Source organism: Pseudomonas sp. lyk4-TYG-107, from assembly GCF_030209055.1.
In the GTDB taxonomy this organism is placed as follows: Bacteria; Pseudomonadota; Gammaproteobacteria; order Pseudomonadales; family Pseudomonadaceae; genus Aquipseudomonas; species Aquipseudomonas putida_A.
In genome coordinates this window covers 1-22,817 of record NZ_JARVST010000026.1, presented here as the reverse complement: position 1 = coordinate 22,817, position 22,817 = coordinate 1, and the positions used below count along the sequence as shown (strand labels likewise).

Sequence of the window (22,817 nt, the reverse complement as noted above, 5' to 3'; positions counted from 1 at the left end):
GTTTACTCCTCTGCCCCGGCAGCTGAATGCGAATTCGAGTCCATGTCCGTTGCCGCCACTTCTTTCTCTTTCTTCTCGTGCTTCAGCGGCTTGCCCGGTTTCATGCCTTCGTACTTGTCGACGATGGTCTGGAACAGGTTCGGCGTGACCGAGGAGTAGAGCTCGACTGGATTGTTCTGGCTTGGCTTGGCAAGGGCTGCGTATTCAGCTTGTTCAAGCTGTTTAGGTGCCTTTTTGACTTCACTTACCCAGGCGTCGAAATCTTCCTGAGAAGTTGCGATCGCTTTGAATTTCATACCGGTGAAACCAGCGCCGCTGTAGTTGGCGGAGATACCGTCCATTTCAGCGTTGCGGTCAGCGATCAGGTGCAGCTTGGTGGTCATGCCCGCCATCGCGTAGATCTGGCCGCCCAGGCCCGGGATGAAGAACGAGTTCATCACGGCGTCGGAGGTGATCCGGAAGTTGACCGGAGTGTGCGCCGGGAACACGATCTTGTTGACCGTGGCAATGCCTTGTTCCGGGTAGATGAACAGCCACTTCCAGTCCAGCGCAACGACTTCGATGGTCACCGGCTTGACGTCGGATTCAATCGGACGGTACGGGTCCAGTTTGTGGGTCGAAATGTAGGTGATGTAACCCAGGGCGATGATGATCAGAACCGGGATGGTCCAGACCGCCACTTCGATTTTGGTCGAGTGCGACCATTTCGGGGTGTAGACGGCATCCTTGTTGGACGCGCGGTACTTCCAGGCGAACAGGAAGGTCATGACGATAACCGGCACAACGACCAACAGCATCAGCAGCGTGGCGGTGATGATCAGGTTGCGCTGTTCCAGGCCGACCTGGCCCGTTGGATTGAGCAGGGTCATGTTGCAGCCTCCCAGCAACAACGTGCCGAGCAGCGGCACTAGGCCTAGTAATCTGGGGTACCTGTTTTTACTCATCTCACGACCTCTAAAGCAGCTTGCGCAATGCAGTTGGGTTTTGATCGCCAACACTTCACCCTGCCAAGGGTTGGCATTTTCTTTGGATTGAATAAGGGCCGCCCGTCGCGCGTCAGACGCTCGACAAAACCATGGACAGCGGTCAGTTCTTATTCGAATTCGTGGTCAAAGGCCTTGTTACAGACCAATTCCATTTGGTGCGGAAAGTTGGAAGGCACCGACACCTGGGTGTCGCAAAAGCCTTTCGGCCCGCTCGACACCCGACTTCCTGTCCAGTTCCTTAATAAAGGCTGAACAGTGCCGGGAATTCAGTGCGGGCGATTGTAGATAGGTAGCGCCCTATACACCATGTCTTATCCCGAAATAATTTTTATCGCTCAGAGCAACAATCCATCACCGTTTTTGCAAAAGTTCCGCATGTTATCGAAATCGATTCTCAACAAAAACACCAAAAAATGTAGGCCTATACACCTCAGTTCAGACAGCTCCGAAGGGATTTTCCCGGCAGCGAATCGGCGCAAAGCCCGACATTCAAAGGCCTCTGGCCATCTGCCAGAGCCTGTTAAAACTGCCTGATCTGGCACCTGCGTGCAAAACCAGAAAAATGCCGAAACAGACCAATCCTTTTTTGTAACATTACGCCAATCCGCGTCGCCGAAACGCCCTGCGACAGGGCGCGTGTGACAACATGTCGCACATCTGCCGCACTCTCCATTGCCGTTCGTCACGGTGATTTCACAAACACTCTGAAATGCAAAACGCCCCGATCGGCTGATACGCAAATCGGGGCGTTTTCTGTATCGGCCAATCTGCCGAAGAGTTGATTCAGCGCAGTGCTTTTCGGTTACGCGAGGTCAGCAGCGGCACCAGAATCACCACCAGCACGAACGCCAACAGCGCCCATTGCGCCAGCGACAGACCGAGGATCGGCGGGTACGGCGTCGAGCAGAAACCATCGACCTGGAAGCCCAGCGGGAAGATCTTCGCCAGCGGCAGGTCGTCGACAATCGGCTGCAACACATCGATTCCGCAGCTCACCGCCGGATAGAACTGGGTGTACACGTGATGCCCGGCAACACCGGCGCCGGCGATCGCGCAGATCACCACCAGCACTTCGAACACCGTGATGCTGCGGCGGGTGCGCATCGCCGCGCCGATAAACGCGAACAGCGCAATCAGCAGCAATGCATAACGCTGCAGGATGCACAGCGGGCATGGTGCCTCGCCCAGCACGATCTGCATGTACAGCGCGCCGCCGATCAGTGCCAGACAGATGATGCCCAGCAGCACCAGAAAGCGCCGCTCACGTCCCAGTCGAATCGTTTCCTCGCTCATCGCGTTTCCCTTGTATGTCCATGGTTCAGCTGGCTGGCGGCTGCGCTTGCAGTTGCGCCATCAGACTGATGTTGTCTTCGATATGCCAATTGGCCGCGATGCGACCGTTGTCGATCTGATAGATATCGGTTGCCCGGAAGTCTACACGCTGGCCCTGCCCTTTGAGAGCCTTGAAGGTCCCACTGAAGTGTCCGCGAAAGTGCAGATGCACCACCACGCGGTCACCGGCAATGATCATTTGCTCGATCTCGCAGCTCAGGTCCGGCACCGCCGTACGAAAGAACTTCGATGCCAGCAACGGCCCGGTCGGCCCCTGCACCCGACCTTCGGGCGGGGTTTTGTCGACAAACTGCGGCGACAAGGCTGCCGTGGCCAGGGCCTCTTCCCCACTGTTCCAGAAACTGCCGTAACGCCGCGCCGCCAACTCCATTGCATCGCGCTGAGCCTTGGGCAGGCTCTGATCGACGACCAGGGTCTGTGGTGCGATCAACGCCGATTCGGCCGCAGCAAACGGACTGGCCAGCAAAGCGGCCGACAGGCCAAGCATTGCCAGGTTCAGACGAGAGGAGAAGATGATGTGCGACATGGGGGCGATCCTGATCAGTTAAACGAACGAGCGCCTATCATCAGCATCGGGGAATAAACGATAAACCGGTTAAGAAACGATTAACCTTTAAACAGAATTTAAGAATCGAGACCGCGTAACGGCCTTCGCGAGCAGGCTCGCTCCCACATTGGATCTGCGTTGAACACAAATCCTGTGGGAGTGAGCCTGCTCGCGAATGAAGACAACCCGGTTTCAGATCACTCCAAAGCCGCCGCCGGCCCGAAGAACTCATAACGGCTCTGCTGCTCCGGCACACCCAGCGCCTTCAAATGCCGCTTGATCGCGCCCATGAAGCCCTTCGGCCCCAAGAAGTAAGCGTCGACGTCACGTTGTGTAGGCAGCCACTCGCCCAACTGCTCCTGACTGAGGATCCCGACCTTGTCCGCCGCCGGGCTCACGCCGTCGTCTTCGGCGTAGCAATAGAAGCGCTTGAGCTGCGGATGACGCGCCGCCAACCCATCGATCCAGTCACGGAACGCATGCACGCTGCCGTTGCGCGCGCAGTGGATAAAGTGCACCGGGCGCTCGGTTTGCAGCGCTGCTTCGAGCATCGCCAGGGTCGGAGTGATGCCGACCCCGCCACTGATCAGCACCAGCGGTTTGTCGCTGGCAGTCAGGGTGAACTCGCCCGATGGCGGGAACAGCTGAATGCTCGCGCCGACGTGCAATTGGTCATGCAAGTGGTTGGACGCACGACCGCCCGGTTCGCGTTTGACGCTGATGCGGTACTGACCTTTATTGGCCAGCGCCGACAGCGAGTAATTGCGACGGACTTCTTCGCCATCAAGGATCAGCTTCATGCCAATGTACTGACCCGGTTCTGCGGCAAGGATCGGGCCTTTGTCCGCCGGCTCGAAGTAGAACGAAATGATTTCCGCGCTCTCCTCGACCTTGTCCACCACGATGAACTCCCGCGCGCCACGCCAGCCGCCGACTGCCTGTTCTTTCTGGTCGTAGATCGCGGCTTCAGCGCCGATCAGAATCTCGGCCAATTGCCCGTACGCCGCGCCCCACGCGCTCATCACTTCAGGCGTAGCGATCTCGTCGCCGAGCACTTCGGAAATGGCGCGCAGCAGGCAGGTGCCAACAATCGGGTAGTGCTCCGGGAGGATTTGCAGGGCGACGTGCTTGTTGATGATCTTCGCCACCAAATCGCCCAACTGGTCGAGCTGATCGATGTGCCGGGCGTACATCAACACGCCATTGGCCAGCGCACGGGGCTGGTCGCCACTGGCCTGATGCGCCTGGTTGAACAGTGGGCGCACCTCAGGGTATTCGGAGAGCATCATGCGGTAGAAGTGGGTGATCAGCGCTTCTCCGCCGCTTTCCAACAGAGGCACAGTGGATTTGACGATGGCACGATCCTGGACGCTAAGCATAAGAATGACTCCTGAGCTTTTTGAGAATTACCTTAGGCTTATCAGTTTTCGTGCCAGATCATTTATCGTTATGAATCAATGACTTATTTTTTACGTAGTCATTTAGACTCAAAGCGCTTTATAGTCATCACGACTACATCGAGTCTCTTTGACTACAAGACCATGACCGCCAAATCCCTGCTCACCGCTCTACTGCCACTGGTCTCCGACCTGTCCCGCGAACTGCCCGAGGGCGAGCGCTATCGGCGCCTGCTCGAAGCCATGCGCGCCCTGCTGCCGTGCGATGCCGCCGCGTTGCTGCGCCTGGACGGCGAATGGCTGGTGCCGCTGGCGGTGGATGGTTTGAGCACCGACACCCTCGGCCGGCGCTTCAAGGTCAGCGAACATCCCCGTTTCGAGATCCTGCTGGACGGCGCCGGGCCAACGCGGTTCGCCGCCGACAGCGACTTGCCCGATCCTTACGACGGCTTGGTCGATGGTCTGGGCGATCACCTTGAGGTACATGACTGTCTCGGCTGTCCGCTGTTCGTCGATGAAAAACTCTGGGGCCTGATCACCCTTGATGCGCTCGATCCGGAGCGTTTCGAACCGATCGAACTCGACGCCTTGCAAGCCTTCGCCAGTCTCGCCTCGGCCACGGTCAACGCCGCCGAACGCATTGAGCGCCTGGCGCTGCGTGCCGAAGACGAACGCCAACGCGCCGAGGTCTACCGCCAGGCGAGCGGCCAGCAGCAACGCGAAATGATCGGCCAGAGCAAAGCGCACAAACGACTGGTGGAGGAAATCAATCTGGTCGGCGGCAGCGACCTGACCGTGCTGATCACCGGCGAAACCGGGGTCGGCAAGGAGTTGGTGGCGCAAGCGATCCACGCCGCCTCGCCGCGCGCCGACAAACCGATCATCAGCCTCAACTGCGCCGCTCTGCCCGATACGTTGGTCGAAAGCGAACTGTTCGGCCACGTGCGCGGCGCCTTTACCGGCGCCACCAGCGACCGCCGCGGCAAGTTCGAACTGGCCAATGGCGGCACGCTGTTTCTCGATGAAGTCGGCGAACTGTCGCTGACCGTACAGGCCAAGTTGCTGCGCGTGCTGCAAAGCGGCCAGTTGCAGCGGCTCGGCTCGGACAAGGAACATCAGGTCGATGTGCGCCTGATCGCCGCGACCAACCGCGATCTGGCCGAAGAAGTGCGCAGCGGCCGCTACCGCGCCGACTTCTATCACCGCCTGAGCGTGTACCCGCTGCGAGTGCCGGCGCTGCGCGATCGCGGCCGCGATGTGTTGCTGCTCAGCGGCTTCTTTCTGGAACAGAACCGCTCGCGCATGGGCCTCAACAGCCTGCGTTTGAGTAGCGATGCCCAGGACGCGTTGCTCGCCTACACTTGGCCGGGCAACGTGCGCGAGCTGGAACATTTGATCGGCCGCAGCGCACTGAAGGCGCTGGGCAATTGCAAGGTAAGGCCGAAGATCCTCAGTTTGAGTGCGGCGGATCTGGATCTGCCGCGGGAGGTTGTGGATAACTCAATTGAGCCGGCTGCCGAGGTGCCCGCGATGCCGTTGATCAACGGCGATCTGCGCAGCGCCACCGAGCAATATCAGCGGCAGTTGATCAGTGCTGCGCTTGAGCGTCATCAGGATAACTGGGCCAGTGCGGCGCGGGAGTTGGGGCTGGACCGGGCGAATCTTGGGCGGTTGGCCAAGCGATTAGGCATGAAATAATCACTTCATCCAGTTTGAGTGGATTCCTTGTGGCGAGGGGATTTATCCCCGATGTGCTGCGCAGCGGCACCAGGAAATGGGACTGCTGGGCAGTCCATCGGGGATAAATCCCCTCGCCACAGGTGATTCTTGCCCTACCCGATAACCGACCTAAAGCCCACCCCATTAACGCCGATAACCCGGCATCAATAGTTTCTGGCGATTTGCACCCTCGCCCATCACCTTTTTCCACAGAAGGTTTTTATGTCTTCCAACAAAGCCCGCGCAGATTCACTTTCGCTTCTGCTGTTTACCTTGCGCAGCGGCAAGCTGATGGCGATCAACCTGCTGAAAGTCAGTGAAATCATCCCCTGCCCGCCGCTGACCAAAATGCCCGAGTCGCACCCGCACATCAAAGGCATCGCCACCCTGCGCGGCGCGTCGCTGTCGGTGATCGACCTCAGCCGCGCCATCGGTGAACGACCACTGGAAGACCCGAACGGCGGCTGCCTGATCGTCACCGATGTCAGCCGTTCGAAGCAGGGTCTGCACGTGCAGGCGGTGAGCAAAATCGTCCATTGCCTGACCACCGACATCAAGCCGCCGCCATTCGGCTCCGGCGGCTCGCGCGCCTACATCACCGGCGTGACCTCGGTCGACGGCACGCTGGTACAAGTGCTCGACATCGAGAAAGTCATCCACAGCATCGCCCCGGCGCAGATCGAGATGGCCCCGACCGACCTGAGCATGGAAGACGCCGAAGTGCTGGGCAACGCACGGATTCTGGTGGTCGACGACAGTCAGGTGGCGCTACAACAATCGGTGCACACCCTGCGCAACCTCGGCCTGCAATGCCACACCGCGCGCAGTGCCAAGGAAGCCATCGACTGCCTGCTGGATCTGCAAGGCACCGCGCAGCAGATCAACCTGATCGTCTCCGACATCGAAATGTCCGAGATGGACGGCTATGCCTTCACCCGTACCCTGCGCGAGACGCCGGACTTCGCCCACCTCTACGTGCTGCTGCACACCTCGCTCGACAGCGCGATGAACAGCGAGAAAGCGCGCCTGGCCGGGGCCAACGCGGTGCTGACCAAGTTCTCCTCGCCAGAGCTGACCCAGCGCCTGATCGAAGCGGCCAAACACGTCGCCGCCAACGGTCACTGAGTCTTGGGCCAGACATACTGCTTTTTGATGAGGCGCGACCTTCGCCAAGACGTGCCGCCGATCCACTGGCCGGATGACATTGAGCTGAGCACCTATCGTCCGGAACTGGCGGCGGCGGTGCATCAGCTGATGCAACTCGGCTACCGTGAGGGCGGCGGTCGGGTGCCGGCACTGGAGGAATGGCAGCAGCGCTTCGAGAGCGATCCCGAATACGACCCGGCGCTGTGTTTCATTGCCAGCGATGCCGAAGGCGTGATCGGCGTTGCGCAATGCTGGACCAGTTCGTACATCAAGAATCTGGTGGTGCATCCGCGCGCTCAGGGCCGAGGTTTGGGTCGGGCGTTGCTGTTGAATGCATTCAAGGTATTTCAGCAAAGGCGCGAAGGATTTGTCGATCTGAAGGTGCTGGAAGACAATCTGCGGGCGCAGCGGTTGTATGAGAGTGCCGGGATGATGGTGGTTCGCCGAGAACCTGTACCGGACTGATCGACCGTCTTCGCGAGCAGGCTCGCTCCCACCCTGGAATGCATTTCAAATTGTGGGAGCGAGCCTGCTCGCGAAGAGGCCAGCACAGGCAACTTCCCTTCCCGGGCAGACTCCAACCTTGGCCACCCACGACCAAGGACGCCCACTATGAAAGCCCTCACCCTAAGCCTGCTCTGCCTCGCCGCCCTGGCCTCACAGGCCCACGCCTCCAGCCCCGACGCCTGGGCCGCTTACGACAAAACCGTGCTCGCCAGTTGCACCAAGGCCAGCGGCCTGAAAGACGCCAAACCCGTCGGCACACCCGCGCAATTCGATGATCGCGTCGGCTACACCGCCGTGCTGTTGCAAGGCCAATACCCGCAAAAACACATGAAAGGCCAGCAAGGCACTGAGCTGTGCCTGTACAGCAAAAAGTCGAAAACCGCGTTCGTCACCGAATGGGACTCGATCCGCCCGACCGCCAAGCCTTGAGGGCTGGCGCACAACTTGCTTCGATCAGCCTCAGCCTGGCGACTTTACGTCGCCGTATCACACTCTGATTGAAGATTGATCGTGCAATGAATACGACCTTTTCCTGCGTCGGTTGCGGCAAATGCTGCACCGACCACCATGTGCCCCTGACCCTCGCCGAAGCCCGCATGTGGGCGGCGGATGGCGGCCAGGTGATCGTGCTGGTGGAGGCCTTTCTCGGCAACGGCCTGGGCCTGCCGGCGCAGCAGCGTGAACACGCCGAACGGCGTTCGCTGGTGGTACGCAGCGGCACGACCGAGGCCCACGTGGCCATCACCTTCGCCGCGTACAACGTCGGGCGCTGCCGGAATCTTGACGAAGACAACCTGTGCCGCATTTACGAACGCCGACCGTTGGTGTGCAGGATTTATCCGGCAGAAATCAATCCGCACATTCCGCTCAACCCGGCGGCCAAGGATTGCCCGCCGGAGTCGTGGCAACAGGGGCCGCTGCTGATTGTCGGCGGGGAGCTGGTCGATCAGGAACTGCTGGCGTTGATCCAGCGTTCGCGTCAGGCCGATCGCGATGACATCCGGATCAAGGATGCGATCTGCGCGGCGCTGGGGATTCGCACCACGGCGCTCAAGGGCGATGGGTTTACCGCGTATTTGCCGCAGATGGACGCTTTTGCGGCTGTGATCGATCAGGTTTCAGCACAGCCGCTGAATACGGAATCCAGTGAATGGCTGTTTCATCTGTCCGGGGACGACGTTGCCGGGCAATTGGTGGCGGCCGGGGCGCAGGTGGTGACGGAGCCGGCGCAGACGTATGCGTTTATTTCGCTGCGGGCGGCTTGATCCGGAATTTTTGTCGGGGCGAATGGCCCCTTCGCGAGCAGGCTCGCTCCCACAATGGATCGCATTTCAAAATGTGGGAGCGAGCCTGCTCGCGAAGAGGCCGGCCCAGGCAACCTCAATCCCTAACCCGCCGCCCCCAGAACTCCCGCGCCAACGACCGCAAATCCCCCGCCAGCCCCGCCACGTCCTCAGAGTTACGCTGACTCTGCCGCCCCTCATCCACCGTCAATTCCGACGCCGTGCGAATGCTGACGATGTTGCGATTGATGTCCTCGCTCACCGCACTCTGCTGCTCCACCGCCGCGGCAATCTGCAGGCTCATCTCGGTGATCTGCTCGACCCGCTCACTGATCCCGTCCAGCGCCCGCGCCGCGCGCTGTGCCTGTTCGACGCTGTTATCCACATGCTCGCTGCTCTGCTGCATCACCAGCACTGCATCGCGCGCGCCATTTTGCAGGCTGCTGATCATCCGCTGAATCTCGTTGGTCGACTGCTGCGTGCGTTGCGCCAACCCGCGCACCTCATCGGCCACCACTGCAAAACCGCGCCCGGCATCACCAGCGCGCGCCGCTTCGATCGCCGCGTTGAGCGCCAGCAGATTGGTCTGCTCGGCGATGCTGCGGATCACCTCCAGCACCCCGGAAATCTCGCTGCTGTGGCCTTCGAGCTGATGAATCACCTCGGTCGCCCGCCGCAACTCCTCGGCCAGACGCAACACCGCACTGCGACTCTCGCCGACCAGCCAATGCCCTTCGCGGGTTTCCGTGCCGGCCATGTCCGCCGCCACCGAGGCCTGCTGCGCATGGCTGGCAACTTGCGCGACGCTGGCGGCCATCTGATGAATCGCCGCCGCCACCTGATCGGTTTCCGCTTGCTGCGCCAACGAACTGCTGTGGCTGCTTTGCAAATGATCAACCAGTTGCGCCGCATGCCCGGCCAACTGCTGCGATGCATCACCGATGCGCCCGACCACCGCGCCGACCTGGGCTTCGAGCATCTGCAGGGCGAATTCAATCTGGCCGATTTCATCGCGGCGCCCGGTGTAAATGCTCTGACTCAACGGATTGTCCGCGACCTGCCGCGCCCGTTCGCTCAGCCGCTCCAGCGGCCGCAGGATCCAGCGCACGCCCAACGCGCAGAGACTGCTGCCGACAACAAATGCCAGCCCATCGATCCATGCCGACTCCGGACGCAACCAGGCCTCGATCCCCAACACCAGCCCCAGCAACGCACTGGCCAACACCGTGATCCTGCCACGCAGACCTAAAGTGGGCAGCGGCCGCCGTCCCTTCAACTCTCCACGCAACTGCGCGTACACCCGCTCCGCCGCCGCCACCTGCCGTGCATCCGGCCGGGTGCGTACCGACTGATACTCCACCGCCACGCCGCTCTGCGTAACCGGCGTGACATACGCGCTGACCCAATAATGATCGCCATTCTTGCAACGATTCTTCACCAGCCCCATCCACGAGCGCCCGCCCTTCAGCGTCTGCCACATATGCGCAAACGCCAGCGCCGGCATGTCCGGATGGCGCAACAGGTTGTGTGGCTGGCCGAGCAATTCGTCGCGACTGTAGCCGCTGATTCTGATGAAATCGTCGTTGGCGTAAGTGATCGCGCTGGTCAGATCAGTGGTCGAGAGAATGTTCGCGTCCGGCGCCACATCGACGTTACGGCCGGTTACCGGGAGATTGATCTTCATGGAAAGCGCGCTCGTTTTATGGGAAGAGTCGGCAGGGCTGCTGACTCTAAGCGCACCAATTGGTCAAATATTGATCTGGCTCAGGATCTGAGCACTTAGCCATCACTGCGACCGAAAATCGCAGTCGATGGCTGAAGGCGGGATAAAACTCAGCGCTTGCCCATCGAGCGACGGGTGCCCGGCGGCGCCATGCCCGGGGTCTTGGTGTGGCCGTTCTTGGCGCCGTTCTTGTACCACGGCTGATTCGAACCCTTGGCAGCAGCCAGCTCCCCCGGTTTGAACGGGAACTTGAAAGCCGGGATCTCGGGTTTGCTCTCGCTGGCGTCAGCCAGTTCAGCCGGGACATCGCTCACAGCGTCGTCAACCGGCGGTTGGGTCGGGGAAGTCATAAAAGCTCCGCAAAGCAAAAAAGTCGGGCCCGAACAGTGAGCCGCGAAGGCGCGCAGTATACCTGCGCGCCCGGACTCGGCACCTGAAGATTTGCAGCGTACGCCGAACGGTTCGGATGTAGATGATGGTGCAATGTTTCCCAAATTGGGAATGATCGGTCCCTTTTTGGGACCGGTTAACAACAATAGCCGGCAGAGGTGCGTCGCCCGCACAGACGTCTTCGCGAGCAGGCTCGCTCCCACAGGTGGACTGTCTTTTAACCTGTAGGAGTGGGCCTGCTCGCGATGAACGATGACGCGGTGCTCGGACGAATCAAGTGCGTGGATCAACCCGATCCAGCGCCCGGTTCACCGCCAGTTCGGCGAGCATGACGATCTGCTGGATCGCCAACGCCGTGCTGCGTTGCGGACCGCCGAGTTCATTGGCGAAATTGCTGGCGATGGCACTGGCAGAGGCCAACGATTCGTAAGCGTGGGCGAGCAGGGTTTCGGTGTCGATGCCTGGGTTGACCAGAAACATGGTGCTTGGCTGTCGCGGCGGGACGGGTTGCGGACTGAGGTAAAAGTCGAGCGCGCGTTTGATGGCTTCGCGGTTTTTGGCGAGGTCTTCTGCGCGGATGGCTTCGGCGAGCGGGGTTGTGGTTTCGGGGGGTGGGTCTGGGATCAGTTTATCCATGGTGTAGCTCCTACTTGTATTTGGGAGCCAGCCTTTGTCGTTTCCACACGACAAAAGGTGGCAACTGTGCGCGGGGTGGAAAACCGATAAGTAGGCAACCGGCCAGACCGAAGTCTGCCCACGCACAGCCGCCGCGACGCAGTTTGCAGACGAAAAAAGACGTCGGCAACGATTACGGTGCTGGTGCATTGTTTCTACTTGAATCGGGTTTCCACACCCGATCGCTGAATTTGCAGCGACAACCAAAGACTAGAGACCGCACTTCCGACGGACAACCTGAAAACCTTGTGGGAAGGTTCTGGTTATTTGGCACAGAATTAAACAGCTCAACGTAATCGGCTGACTGGACAGACCTCTTCGCGAGCAAGCCCGCTCCCACCGTTGAACCGAGTACACCTACCGGAGATTGGTCGGCTGTCAGGCCGTCATCGCTGGCAAGCCAGCTCCCACAAAAGAGCAAAAGCAAGATCAAAAGATCGCAGCCTGCGGCAGCTCCTACAGGGAAGATAAGTACAACCCGCACGCGGCGCATGCCGCCCCACTCCAGGATGAGCGCAAGCTCGGCTGTCGCTCTTGATCTTGATCTTGATCCACGGGCGACATCGGAAGGCTGAGTGGAGGGATTGATCCGGGGGTGGGAGCGCAGCGACCGTTTGGCGAAGCCAAACACAGCGAGAGGAGGTGCAGCGAAGCAAACCGGAGGCGCTGCGCCCGGATCGATCCCGAAGCGAAGGGACCCCGAGCCCCAGCGAGCGGGCCGAACGTAGGAGCAAGCGTTTTTGGTTACTTTTTAGGCGTTTGTAAAAAGTGACCCGCCGTAAGGGCGGAACCGTAATCAGCCACACCCGCAGAAACGGATATACACCCCGGCGAAACTGACAGCGCTGACAGCTAGCCGTCACCCTACTGACCTGCAGACAGGTTTATAAAGACAACAACCCTGCCCAAACTCCGTCCGGCGCCCACCCCGCATGCGAATCCAAAAGAACAAAGCCCTGCTCGCCATCCTGTTGATCGTCCTCGCAGGCGCAGGTCTGTGGTACACCCTGAAACCCGCCCCGACCAAACTCGCCACCCCCACCGCCATCCCCGTGCGAGTGATCGCGGTCAGCGAAAAAGACGTCCCCCGCTACACCACCGGCATCGGCTCCGTACTCTCATTACACAGCGTCGTAGTACGCCCACAAATAGACGGCATCCTCACCAAAATCCTCGTCAAGGAAGGCCAACTCGTCAAAGCAGGCGACCTGCTCGCCACCATCGACGACCGCTCGATCCGCGCCAGCCTCGACCAGGCCCGCGCACAACTGGGCGAAAGCCAGGCGCAACTGCAAGTCGCCCTGGTCAACCTCAAACGCTACAAACTGCTCAGCGTCGACGACGGCGTCTCCAAACAGACCTACGACCAGCAACAAGCACTGGTCAACCAGTTGAAGGCCACCGCCCAAGGCAACCAGGCCGCAATCGACGCGGCGCAAGTACAATTTTCCTACACGCAGATCCGCTCCCCGGTCACCGGCCGCGTCGGTATTCGCACCGTCGACGAAGGCAACTTCCTGCGCATGACCGACACCGCCGGCCTGTTCACCGTGACCCAGATCGACCCGATCGCCGTGGAATTCTCCCTGCCGCAACAAATGCTGCCGACCCTGCAAGGCCTGATCAACGATCCGCAGCACGCACAGGTCAAGGCCTACATCGGCGCTGATACCGACGGCGAAACCGGCAACCTGCTCGGCGAAGGTCACCTGACCCTGATCGACAACCAGATCAACGCCAACACCGGCACCATCCGCGCCAAGGCCGAATTCGACAATGCCAGCCAAAAGCTCTGGCCGGGCCTGCTGGTGACGGTAAAAATTCAGACGGCACTGGATAAGAATGCGCTGGTGGTGCCGCCCACTGTCGTACAGCGCGGTCTCGATCAACACTTCGTTTACCGGGTGAGTGGCGACAAAGTCGAAGCCGTACAAGTGCAGATGGTCTATCAGGGTAGTGGCCAGGACATCATCAAAGGCGTGAAGGCCGGTGACGTGCTGGTAACCGACGGCCAGTCGCGGCTCAAACCCGGCTCGACCGTGCAGGTCATGAGCGAGCCGCCACAGGTGGTGCAAGCGGAGCCGAAACCATGAAGGCGCACAAAGGCGTCTCCACCTGGTGCATCGATCACCCGGTCGCGACGATTCTGTTGACCATCGCATTGGTGCTGGTCGGCGTGATTGCCTTCCCGCGCCTGCCGATCGCCCCACTGCCGGAAGCGGAATTTCCGACAATTCAGGTCTCGGCGCAGTTGCCCGGCGCCAGCCCCGACACCATGGCTTCGTCCGTGGCCACGCCGCTGGAGGTGCAATTCAGCGCCATCCCCGGCATGACCCAGATGACCTCCAGCAGCGCGCTCGGCTCCAGCCTGCTGACCCTGCAATTCACCCTCGACAAGAGCATCGATACCGCTGCCCAGGAAGTCCAGGCGGCGATCAATACCGCCGCCGGCAAGCTGCCCAAGGACATGCCGACCCTACCGACCTGGAAGAAGGTCAACCCGGCCGACAGCCCGGTGCTGATCTTAAGCGTCAGCTCGACGCAAATGCCCGGCACCGAACTCAGCGATCTGGTGGAAACCCTGCTCTCGCGTCAGATCAGTCAGATCGACGGCGTAGGCCAGATCAACATCACCGGTCAGCAACGTCCGGCGATTCGCGTGCAAGCCTCGGCCGACAAACTGGCGGCCATCGGCCTGACCCTGGCCGACATTCGTCTGGCGATCCAGCAGACCAGCCTCAACCTCGCCAAAGGTGCGTTGTACGGCGAATCGAGCATCTCGACACTGTCGACCAACGACCAGTTATTCAAACCCGAGGACTACAGCCAACTCATCGTTTCCTACAAGGACGGCGCCCCGGTTCACCTGCGGGATGTCGCCAAAGTCGTCAACGGTTCGGAAGATGCCTACGTGCAAGCCTGGGCTGGTGATCAACCCGGGGTGAACCTGGTGATCTCGCGCCAGCCCGGCGCGAACATCGTCGAAACCGTCGACCGCATTCAAGCCGCCCTGCCCGGCCTCGAAGCCATGCTCCCGGCCTCGGTGCAGGTGAAAACCCTGATCGACCGCACCCAGACCATCCGCGCCTCGCTGCATGAAGTCGAGATCACCCTGTTGATCGCGATCCTGCTGGTGGTGGCGGTGATGGCGCTGTTCCTGCGGCAGTTGTCGGCGACGATGATTGTGTCGGCGGTGCTCGGTGTATCGCTGACCGCCAGTTTCGCCCTGATGTACCTGCTGGGATTCAGCCTGAACAACCTGACGCTGGTGGCGATCGTCGTCGCGGTCGGGTTTGTCGTGGACGATGCGATTGTGGTGGTGGAGAACATCCACCGGCATCTGGAGGCCGGCGACAGCATGCGCGAAGCGGCGGTCAAAGGTGCCGGCGAGATCGGCTTCACCGTGGTTTCGATCAGTTTCTCGCTGGTGGCGGCGTTCATTCCTCTGCTGTTCATGGGCGGTGTGGTCGGGCGGCTGTTCAAGGAATTCGCCCTGACCGCGACCTCGACCATTCTGATTTCGGTGGTGGTGTCGCTGACCCTCGCGCCGACGCTGGCAGCGCTGTTCATGCGCAAACCGGTGCACCACGCCCACGACAAACCGGGCTTCAGTGAACGCTTGCTCGGCTGGTACGAAAAAGGTCTGCGCCGCGCCCTCGCCCACCAGAAACTGATGATCGGCGTGTTCGGCCTGTCGCTGGCACTGGCGATTGCCGGTTACATCTTTATCCCCAAGGGTTTCTTCCCGGTGCAGGACACCGGGTTTGTCCTCGGCACCACCGAAGCCGCTGCGGATATTTCCTACGGCGACATGGTGAAAAAACACTTGGCCATGGCCGAAATCGTCGCCGCCGATCCGGCCGTTCAGGCGTTCTCGCACTCGGTCGGTGTGTCCGGCAGCAACCAGACCATCGCCAACGGCCGCTTCTGGATTGCCCTGAAAAAACGCGGCGACCGCGACGTCTCGGCCAGCCAGTTCATCGACCGCATTCGTCCGCAACTGATGAAAGTCCCGGGCATCGTCCTGTATCTGCGCGCCGGCCAGGACATCAACCTCAGCTCCGGCCCGAGTCGCGCGCAGTATCAATACGTGCTCAAGAGCAACGACGGCGCGACCCTCGCCACATGGACCCAGCGCCTGACCGAAAAACTGCGCAGCAACCCGGCGTTCCGCGACATTTCCAACGACCTGCAACTGGGCGGCAGCATCACTCACATCAGCATCGACCGCAGTGCCGCCGCGCGTTTCGGCCTGACCGCCAGTGATGTCGACGAAGCGCTGTACGATGCGTTCGGGCAGCGCCAGATCAATGAGTTCCAGACCCAGGTCAATCAGTACAACGTGATTCTCGAGCTGGACACCAAGCAGCGCGGCAAGGCCGAAAGCCTCAACTATTTCTACCTGCGCTCGCCGCTGAGTGGCGAGATGGTGCCGCTGTCGGCGCTGGCCAAATTCGATGCGCCGACCATCGGCCCGCTGTCGATTGCCCATGACGGCATGTTCCCCGCCGCCAACCTGTCGTTCAACCTGGCGCCCGGCGTGGCGTTGGGCGACGCGGTGATCCTGCTCAATCAGGCCAAGGCCGAGATCGGCATGCCGACCGCGATCAGCGGCAATTTCCAGGGCGCGGCGCAGGCGTTCCAGAGTTCGCTGGCCAGTCAGCCGTGGCTGATTCTCGCGGCGCTGGTGGCGGTGTACATCATTCTCGGCGTGCTCTATGAGAGCTTCGTACATCCGCTGACAATCATCTCGACCCTGCCGGCGGCCGGTCTCGGGGCGGTGATCATGCTGTGGATCTGCGGTCAGGATTTTTCGATCATGGCGTTGATCGGGCTGGTGTTGCTGATCGGTATCGTCAAGAAGAACGGCATTCTGATGATCGACTTTGCCCTGGAAGCCCAGCGCAATCGCGGACTGGCGCCGCAGGATGCGATTTTCGAAGCGTGCCTGACGCGGTTCCGGCCGATCATCATGACCACCCTCGCCGCGCTGCTCGGCGCGTTGCCGCTGATGCTCGGTTACGGCACCGGCGCCGAACTGCGCCAGCCGCTGGGGATCGCGGTGGTGGGCGGCTTGCTGGTCAGCCAGATGCTGACGCTGTTTACCACGCCGGTCATATACTTGTGGCTTGAGCGGCTTTTCCACAGGCCCAAACCAATGCCCGCGACGGCACTGGCGACCACAGACTGAGGCAGGGTCATGCGCGTTCTGATTATCGAAGACGAGGAAAAAACCGCGGACTATCTGCACCGCGGTCTGACGGAACAGGGTTACACCGTGGACCTGGCCCGCGACGGCGTCGAAGGCCTGCACCTGGCGCTGGAAAGCGACTACGCGGTGATCGTCCTCGACGTGATGTTGCCGGGCCTGGATGGCTTTGGCGTGCTGCGCGCATTGCGTGCGCGCAAGCAGACGCCGGTGATCATGCTCACCGCCCGCGAGCGCGTCGAAGACCGGATCAAGGGCCTGCGAGACGGCGCCGACGATTACCTCGGCAAACCGTTTTCCTTTCTGGAACTGGTGGCCCGCCTGCAGGCGCTGACCCGGCGCAGCGGTGGCCATGAACCGGTGCAAGTGAGCATCGCCGACCTGTGGATCGATCTGATCAGCCGCAAGGCTACCCGCGCCGGCACCCGGCTGGACCTGACGGCGAAAGAGTTCTCGCTGCTCAGTGTTCTGGCGCGCCGGCAAGGTGAAATCCTCTCGAAAACCGCGATTGCCGAGATGGTCTGGGACATCAATTTCGACAGCGACGCGAACGTCGTCGAAGTCGCGATCAAGCGTCTGCGCGCCAAGCTCGACGGGCCGTTCGACGAGAAACTGCTGCACACGATTCGTGGCATGGGTTATGTGCTGGAGAGCCGTGGTGTCCAGTAATTCGATTGCCCTGCGTTTGAGCGGGATGTTTACGCTGGTGGCGCTGCTGGTGTTTCTGTTGATTGGCGGCGCGCTGTATCAGCAGGTCGACAAAGGCCTGGGTCTGCTGCCGGAAGCCGAGCTGGATGCGCGTTACAGCGTGCTGGAGTCGGCGCTCAATCGTTATGGCACGCCTGAGCATTGGGTGAAGATCAACGCCAAGCTCAAGCTGCTCGGCGAGGAAGACAAGCGCATTCGTTTCTGGGTGGTCAGCGGTGATCCCGGTTACGAGTACGGCGAGCCGGACGCGCAAATCCGCGCCTTCGCCAAAGGCCCAACCGGCATGCATGACCTGCAGTTGCCCGAGCATCCTTATCCGCTGAAAGTGCTGCTGACCGAGTTACCCGCCAAGGACCAGCGCCCGCCGCTGCGCTTCATGATCGGCATCGATACCGAGACTTTCCACGAGACTCAGCACAGCCTGCTGATCGCCTTGGTCAGCCTGGCCATTGTCGGCGTGCTGCTGGCCTCGGCGCTGGGTTACTGGGTGGCGCGGATCGGTCTCAAGCCGCTGATCAAACTGTCTCACGAAGCCCAGCGCCTGGCACCGCCACTGCGGGCCGGACGCCTGCGCATGTCGCCCTTGCCGCCGGAGCTGGAGCAGTTTGTCGACTCGTTCAACTCAACCCTGGAGCGGGTCGAACAGGCCTATTCGCGCCTGGAATCGTTCAACGCCGACGTCGCCCATGAACTGCGCTCGCCACTGACCAACCTGATCGGCCAGACCCAGGTCGCGCTGACCCGCGGGCGCTCCGCCGAGCATTACTTCGAAGTGCTGCAATCGAACCTCGAAGAGCTGGAACGCCTGCGTTCGATCATCAACGACATGCTGTTTCTGGCCAGCGCCGACCAGGGCAGCAAGGCGACCAAGCTCACCGAAACTTCGCTGGCTGATGAAGTCGCGACCACTCTGGAGTACCTGGATTTCATCCTCGAAGATGCGCAAGTGCAGGTGCACGTCAGTGGCGATGCGCAGGTGCGGATCGAGATCGCGCATCTGCGCCGGGCACTGATCAATCTGCTGAGCAACGCCGTGCAGCACACCGAGCCGGGCCAGATGATCGAGGTGTGCATCGAAGTTGAAGACCATCAGGTCAGCATCGGCGTGGCCAACCCCGGATCGCCGATTGCCAGCGAGCACTTGCCGCGTCTGTTCGAACGCTTCTACCGGGTCGATGCCTCGCGCAGCAACAGCGGCAACAACCATGGATTGGGGCTGGCGATCGTCAAGGCGATTGCGCTGATGCACGGTGGTGATGTGTTTGTGCGCAGTGATCGGGGGATGAATACCTTCGGGATTCACCTCCCCGTTTAATCGCTGATTAAAGTCCCCTGTGGCGAGGGGATTCATCCCCGATGGGTTGCGAAGCGACCCCAAAATCCAGCGATCGCGATCTTCCTGACACAACCAGTACAAAGGATTGAGGGCTGCTTCGCAGCCCATCGGGGATGAATCCCCTCGCCACAGGGAATGGAGTCAACCCGCGGTTGATCTTTGCTTTTGCTGTAACAGTCATTTATGAAAATCACGCTGTTTCTCGGCGCCCGGCAACCTTATCTTTGCCCGCACCAAACAGCACTTGCCAAGCAAGAAGGTTTTCAAGATGTCCAACAGTATGGGTATTGCCAGCGCTTTCGTTTTGTCCTCATTGATCCTGTCGCCGATGGCGATGGCTGAAGAATCGCAAGCGTTCGTAGCGCAGAATGCCGCTCGCGCTCACGCCTTCGAACAATCTCAGGCAGAAGTGATGGCCAAGTCGCAGGACGCCTCGCAAGCCCCTCAAGCCGCCACTTCCCAGGCTCAAGCGGCCGAGAAAGACAGCTGAGTCGCGCACCGCGAAACAATTCCCTCGACGCGGTTGTTTGGCTCTTCCCGTTCAACCGTCGTCCTTCCAGGCCGCTGCCTTTCAGCGGCCTTTTTTCGTTGTGGTCTGAAAGCCGTTTGGTTCGTCTGTAAAAAACAAGAAACATCCCGCACCTCAAGACATTGAAGTGTCAGTTGACCCAAGGAGCTCCGTCGCAAGTGCGTTACCCAGACAGTTTCACCTCGCTGTTCATTGCAATTGCCGCAACGATTGCCCCCGCCGCTCACGCCGACGAAGCCGCCAAACAAGGCTTCATCGAAGGCTCGAGCCTCAACCTCAACGCCCGCAACTACTACATGAATCGCAACCGTCTGCAGCAGACGGACGACAACATCGAGTGGGGCCAAGGTTTTCTCGGGATCTTCCAGTCGGGTTACACCGAAGGCACGGTCGGCTTCGGCATCGATGCCCACGCCATGCTCGGGCTGAAGCTCGACGGCGGTGGCGGTACCGATGGTTCGAGCATCCTGCCGATCAGCGATGGCAACGGCAAAGCGCCGGGCTCGTTCTCGACTGCGGGCGGCACGTTGAAGATGCGCGCGTTCGATACCGAGCTGAAGGCCGGTGACCTGTTCCTCACCAACCCGGTGATTGCCGGCGGTGATTCGCGCATGCTGCCGCAGACCTTTCGTGGCGTGAGCCTGACCAACCACAGCTTCGACGGCTGGATGTTCGAAGGTGGTCAGGCCAGTTTTACCAAGCCGTACAATCAGAGCGGTCGCCAGCGCATCGGCACGTCCTACGGCAAACTCGCCGAGGGCGACGAAAGCCGTCACCTGAACTGGGCCGGCGTGTCCTGGAGCGGCGTCGAAGGCCTGACCAGCAATCTGTACGCCGCCGAGCTGAAGGACATCTGGAACCAGTACTACTACGACCTGGATTACACCTGGCAGTTGAACGATCTGGTCAGCCTCAACCCGGGCCTGCACTTCTATCACACGCAGGACACCGGCGACGCGCTGCTGGGTAACATCGACAACAACACCTACAGCCTGCATTTCACCGTCGGCATCGGCAACCACAGCGTCACCGCTGCGTACCAGCGCGTGAACGGCAACACGCCGTTCGACTACATCAGCCAGGGCGACAGCGTTTACCTCGACAACTCGCAACAGTACTCGGACTTCAACGGCCCGAACGAACGCTCGTGGAAGCTCAAGTACGCCTACGACTTCGCCGGTCTCGGTGTGCCGGGCCTGACTTCGGCGGTTTCCTATTCGCGCGGCACCGTGGACTTGACCAAGGTCGATCCGGGCAGCAAAGGCTATGCCTCGTGGTACAGCGCTGACGGTCGCAACGCCAAGCACTGGGAACGCGACCTCGATCTGAAATACGTGGTGCAGAGCGGTCAGGCAAAAGACCTCGCGGTACGCCTGCAATGGGCGACCAACCGGGGTGGCAACGGTTACGGCGCGATTGATACCGATACCGATGAATACCGGGTGATTGTCGACTACCCGATCAACGTCTTCTAAGATCCCCCCTGCACCACGGTCTTGAATTTAGAGATATACCCTGTGGGAGCGGGCTTGCTCGCGAAAGCGGTCTACCATTCGACATCCAGGTTGAATGACACAGCGCTTTCGCGAGCAGGCTCGCTCCCACATTGGGAATGGTTTCTGGCTTCAGCAGCAGTGTTTGTGCAACTACTCTTATAAGTCTTACCCCAACCGACAGCCCCCATCATGATCGCGAGCCGTACCCCACCTCTGGCGGGCAAGACCGGACGCCCCGAATTGCTGCTGATCTGCGGCAGTTCGCTGACCGTGATCGCGATTCTGTGCATCGTCACTTTTCTGCTGATTCGTGAGCACGCCAACGCTCAGGAGTCGGCCACCCGCAGTGCCACCACCATCGCCCAGTTGATCGACGCCGATGTCCTGCGCACGGTCGAGCTGTACGACCTGACCCTGCAAGGCCTGATCGCCGCCGCCCAGCGCGACGACTTGCGCAACGTCACCCCGCAGATCCGCCATCTGGCACTGTTCGACCGCTCGACCACCGCGCGCTTCAAGGGCGACATCCTCCTGCTCGACAAGCATGGCGATGTGGTCGCCGACTCATCGCGCATCGAACCCAAACCGGGCAACTTCGCCGACCGCGATTATTTCCTCGCCCATGCCTTCAACCGTGACATGGGCATGTTCATCAGCCGCCCGTTCAAGACCCGTTGCGATTGCGACGAAGCCAATGAGTGGCGCATCAGCTTCAGTCGGCGGATTTCCTCGGACACCGGAGAATTCGCCGGCGTGGCGGTGGCGTCGATGAAACTCGACTACTTCGATCAACTGTTCAACAGCCTCGATATCGGTAAAGACAGCACGCTGAACATCATCAACAGCGACGGCGTGCTGCTGGCGCAGAAGCCTTATCTGCAAAGTGACTCCATCGGCAAGAGTTTCGGCAACCGGCCCAACGTGGTGCGGATTCTAGGCGACAAGGACGGCAGTGGCAGTTTCACCAGCACTTCGAGCATGGATCATCAGCAACGGCTCTACACCTACTCGCGGGTCGGCAATCTGCCGTTGACCGTTATGGTCGCGCTGTCCAGTGATGAGGTGTTCGGCACTTGGCGCCGCACCGCGCTGTTGATCAGCGGCGCCACCGGCGTGCTGTGTGCCGGGCTGCTGTGGCTGACCTGGCTACTTGCCCGTGAGCTGCGCCTGCGCCAGCGCGCCGAACGTGAACTGGCGCAACTGGCCGCCACCGATGCGCTGACCGGCGTGGCCAACCGGCGGATGCTCGATCAGGCGCTGCGCCACGAATGGTTCCGCGCCCAGCGTTCGGGCAAGCCGCTGTCGGTGATGATGATCGATGCCGACCACTTCAAGGCCTTCAACGACCGGCATGGGCACCAGGCCGGTGATCAGGCGCTGCGTGAATTGGCCAAGGTGATCACGGCGAACGTACGACGACCAGGGGATCTGGTCGCCCGTTACGGTGGCGAAGAGTTCTCGGTGATACTCGCCGAAACCGACAGCAGCGGCGCAGGGCAGATTGCCGAACATATCCGCCAGGCGGTCGAGCAGATGCCGTTGGTCGACGGGGCCGAACGGCCGATGACGGTGAGTATTGGCATCGCGACGTGGACGGCGGCGAGCGAGATGACGCTGGAGCAGTTGTTGTTTGCAGCGGACAAGGCGCTGTATCAGGCCAAGGAAGGTGGGCGTAACCGGATAGTAGTGGCTGGCTGATTTTTTCGGCGATAGAACTGGCCTCTTCGCGAGCAAGCCCGCTTGTGTCTGAGTAAGGGGATAAACTCTGGGGTGAGAGGGGTGGATGGCAAGCTGTGAGTCCGCGGTGCTTGAA

The 22,817-nt window shown here is 60.7% G+C and carries 19 protein-coding genes and 1 pseudogene; 12 read left to right on the top strand and 8 right to left on the bottom strand.

Going from position 1 to position 22,817, the window contains the following annotated elements; genetic code table 11:
- Positions 1-2: 2 nt before the first annotated feature.
- From cyoA to hmpA, 4 genes are all read right to left on the bottom strand, one after another.
- Complete coding sequence (gene cyoA / locus QRN61_RS21095; RefSeq protein ID WP_027612162.1) at positions 3-944, bottom strand: ubiquinol oxidase subunit II; 942 nt, start codon at positions 942-944, stop codon at positions 3-5.
- Between the two features lie 825 nt (positions 945-1,769).
- A complete protein-coding gene (locus QRN61_RS21090) occupies positions 1,770-2,279 on the bottom strand; it encodes a disulfide bond formation protein B (RefSeq protein ID WP_007916948.1) in 510 nt (169 codons plus the stop codon).
- Between the two features lie 25 nt (positions 2,280-2,304).
- Positions 2,305-2,865, bottom strand: coding sequence for an ester cyclase (locus QRN61_RS21085; protein ID WP_210558536.1), 561 nt, complete (start codon positions 2,863-2,865; stop codon positions 2,305-2,307).
- 218 nt (positions 2,866-3,083) lie between these two features.
- Positions 3,084-4,265, bottom strand: a complete 1,182-nt coding sequence (hmpA, locus tag QRN61_RS21080; protein WP_285375272.1) for an NO-inducible flavohemoprotein — start codon at positions 4,263-4,265, stop codon at positions 3,084-3,086.
- A 162-nt stretch (positions 4,266-4,427) separates the two neighbouring features.
- Here hmpA and norR point away from each other — a divergent pair, with 162 nt between their 5' ends.
- From norR to QRN61_RS21055, 5 genes are all read left to right on the top strand, one after another.
- Positions 4,428-5,981 (top strand): nitric oxide reductase transcriptional regulator NorR, encoded by a 1,554-nt coding sequence (gene norR / locus QRN61_RS21075; protein ID WP_285375271.1) that lies wholly within the window; start codon positions 4,428-4,430, stop codon positions 5,979-5,981.
- Positions 5,982-6,224: 243 nt separating this feature from the next.
- Positions 6,225-7,127 carry a chemotaxis protein CheV gene (locus QRN61_RS21070; RefSeq protein ID WP_027612166.1) on the top strand — a complete coding sequence of 301 codons (903 nt, stop codon included), beginning with the start codon at positions 6,225-6,227 and terminating at the stop codon, positions 7,125-7,127.
- A gap of 27 nt (positions 7,128-7,154) precedes the next feature.
- Positions 7,155-7,613 (top strand): GNAT family N-acetyltransferase, encoded by a 459-nt coding sequence (locus tag QRN61_RS21065; RefSeq protein WP_285375269.1) that lies wholly within the window; start codon positions 7,155-7,157, stop codon positions 7,611-7,613.
- A 147-nt stretch (positions 7,614-7,760) separates the two neighbouring features.
- Positions 7,761-8,084: a hypothetical protein gene (locus QRN61_RS21060; protein ID WP_285375267.1), complete on the top strand. Its 324-nt coding sequence runs from the start codon at positions 7,761-7,763 to the stop codon at positions 8,082-8,084.
- 86 nt (positions 8,085-8,170) lie between these two features.
- Positions 8,171-8,920, top strand: a complete 750-nt coding sequence (locus QRN61_RS21055; protein ID WP_285375266.1) for a YkgJ family cysteine cluster protein — start codon at positions 8,171-8,173, stop codon at positions 8,918-8,920.
- A 115-nt stretch (positions 8,921-9,035) separates the two neighbouring features.
- Here the strand turns inward: QRN61_RS21055 and QRN61_RS21050 are convergent, their stop codons facing one another.
- The 4 genes and pseudogenes from QRN61_RS21050 to QRN61_RS21040 form a co-directional block, all read right to left on the bottom strand.
- The gene (locus QRN61_RS21050) at positions 9,036-10,136 is read right to left on the bottom strand and encodes a methyl-accepting chemotaxis protein (protein WP_502942642.1); all 1,101 of its coding nucleotides are present in this window, start codon (positions 10,134-10,136) and stop codon (positions 9,036-9,038) included.
- A gap of 204 nt (positions 10,137-10,340) precedes the next feature.
- A pseudogene (locus QRN61_RS27815) lies at positions 10,341-10,622 on the bottom strand (PAS domain-containing protein); the annotation flags it as partial.
- Positions 10,623-10,771: 149 nt separating this feature from the next.
- Positions 10,772-11,011 (bottom strand): hypothetical protein, encoded by a 240-nt coding sequence (locus tag QRN61_RS21045; protein WP_064589103.1) that lies wholly within the window; start codon positions 11,009-11,011, stop codon positions 10,772-10,774.
- Between the two features lie 313 nt (positions 11,012-11,324).
- Positions 11,325-11,687 (bottom strand): DUF6124 family protein, encoded by a 363-nt coding sequence (locus QRN61_RS21040; protein ID WP_096795485.1) that lies wholly within the window; start codon positions 11,685-11,687, stop codon positions 11,325-11,327.
- Between the two features lie 971 nt (positions 11,688-12,658).
- On the opposite strand from QRN61_RS21040, the gene QRN61_RS21035 reads away from it, so the two are divergent.
- The 7 genes from QRN61_RS21035 (at position 12,659) to QRN61_RS21005 (ending at position 22,702) form a co-directional block, all read left to right on the top strand.
- Positions 12,659-13,819, top strand: a complete 1,161-nt coding sequence (locus QRN61_RS21035) for an efflux RND transporter periplasmic adaptor subunit (protein ID WP_285375259.1) — start codon at positions 12,659-12,661, stop codon at positions 13,817-13,819.
- Positions 13,816-16,917 (top strand): multidrug efflux RND transporter permease subunit, encoded by a 3,102-nt coding sequence (locus QRN61_RS21030; protein WP_247268082.1) that lies wholly within the window; start codon positions 13,816-13,818, stop codon positions 16,915-16,917. Before QRN61_RS21035 ends, QRN61_RS21030 begins: the two co-directional genes overlap by 4 nt.
- A 9-nt stretch (positions 16,918-16,926) precedes the next feature.
- On the top strand, positions 16,927-17,604 hold the full coding sequence (locus QRN61_RS21025) for a heavy metal response regulator transcription factor (RefSeq protein ID WP_007916978.1): 678 nt from the start codon (positions 16,927-16,929) through the stop codon (positions 17,602-17,604).
- Positions 17,594-18,958, top strand: a complete 1,365-nt coding sequence (locus tag QRN61_RS21020; protein ID WP_096795482.1) for a heavy metal sensor histidine kinase — start codon at positions 17,594-17,596, stop codon at positions 18,956-18,958. Before QRN61_RS21025 ends, QRN61_RS21020 begins: the two co-directional genes overlap by 11 nt.
- A gap of 289 nt (positions 18,959-19,247) precedes the next feature.
- The gene (locus QRN61_RS21015) at positions 19,248-19,469 is read left to right on the top strand and encodes a hypothetical protein (protein WP_027612176.1); all 222 of its coding nucleotides are present in this window, start codon (positions 19,248-19,250) and stop codon (positions 19,467-19,469) included.
- 197 nt (positions 19,470-19,666) lie between these two features.
- Entirely contained in the window at positions 19,667-20,983 is a 1,317-nt protein-coding gene (locus QRN61_RS21010; RefSeq protein ID WP_285375251.1) for an OprD family porin, read from the top strand.
- Between the two features lie 210 nt (positions 20,984-21,193).
- Complete coding sequence (locus QRN61_RS21005; protein WP_285375249.1) at positions 21,194-22,702, top strand: sensor domain-containing diguanylate cyclase; 1,509 nt, start codon at positions 21,194-21,196, stop codon at positions 22,700-22,702.
- The last annotated feature ends 115 nt before the right edge of the window (positions 22,703-22,817 follow it).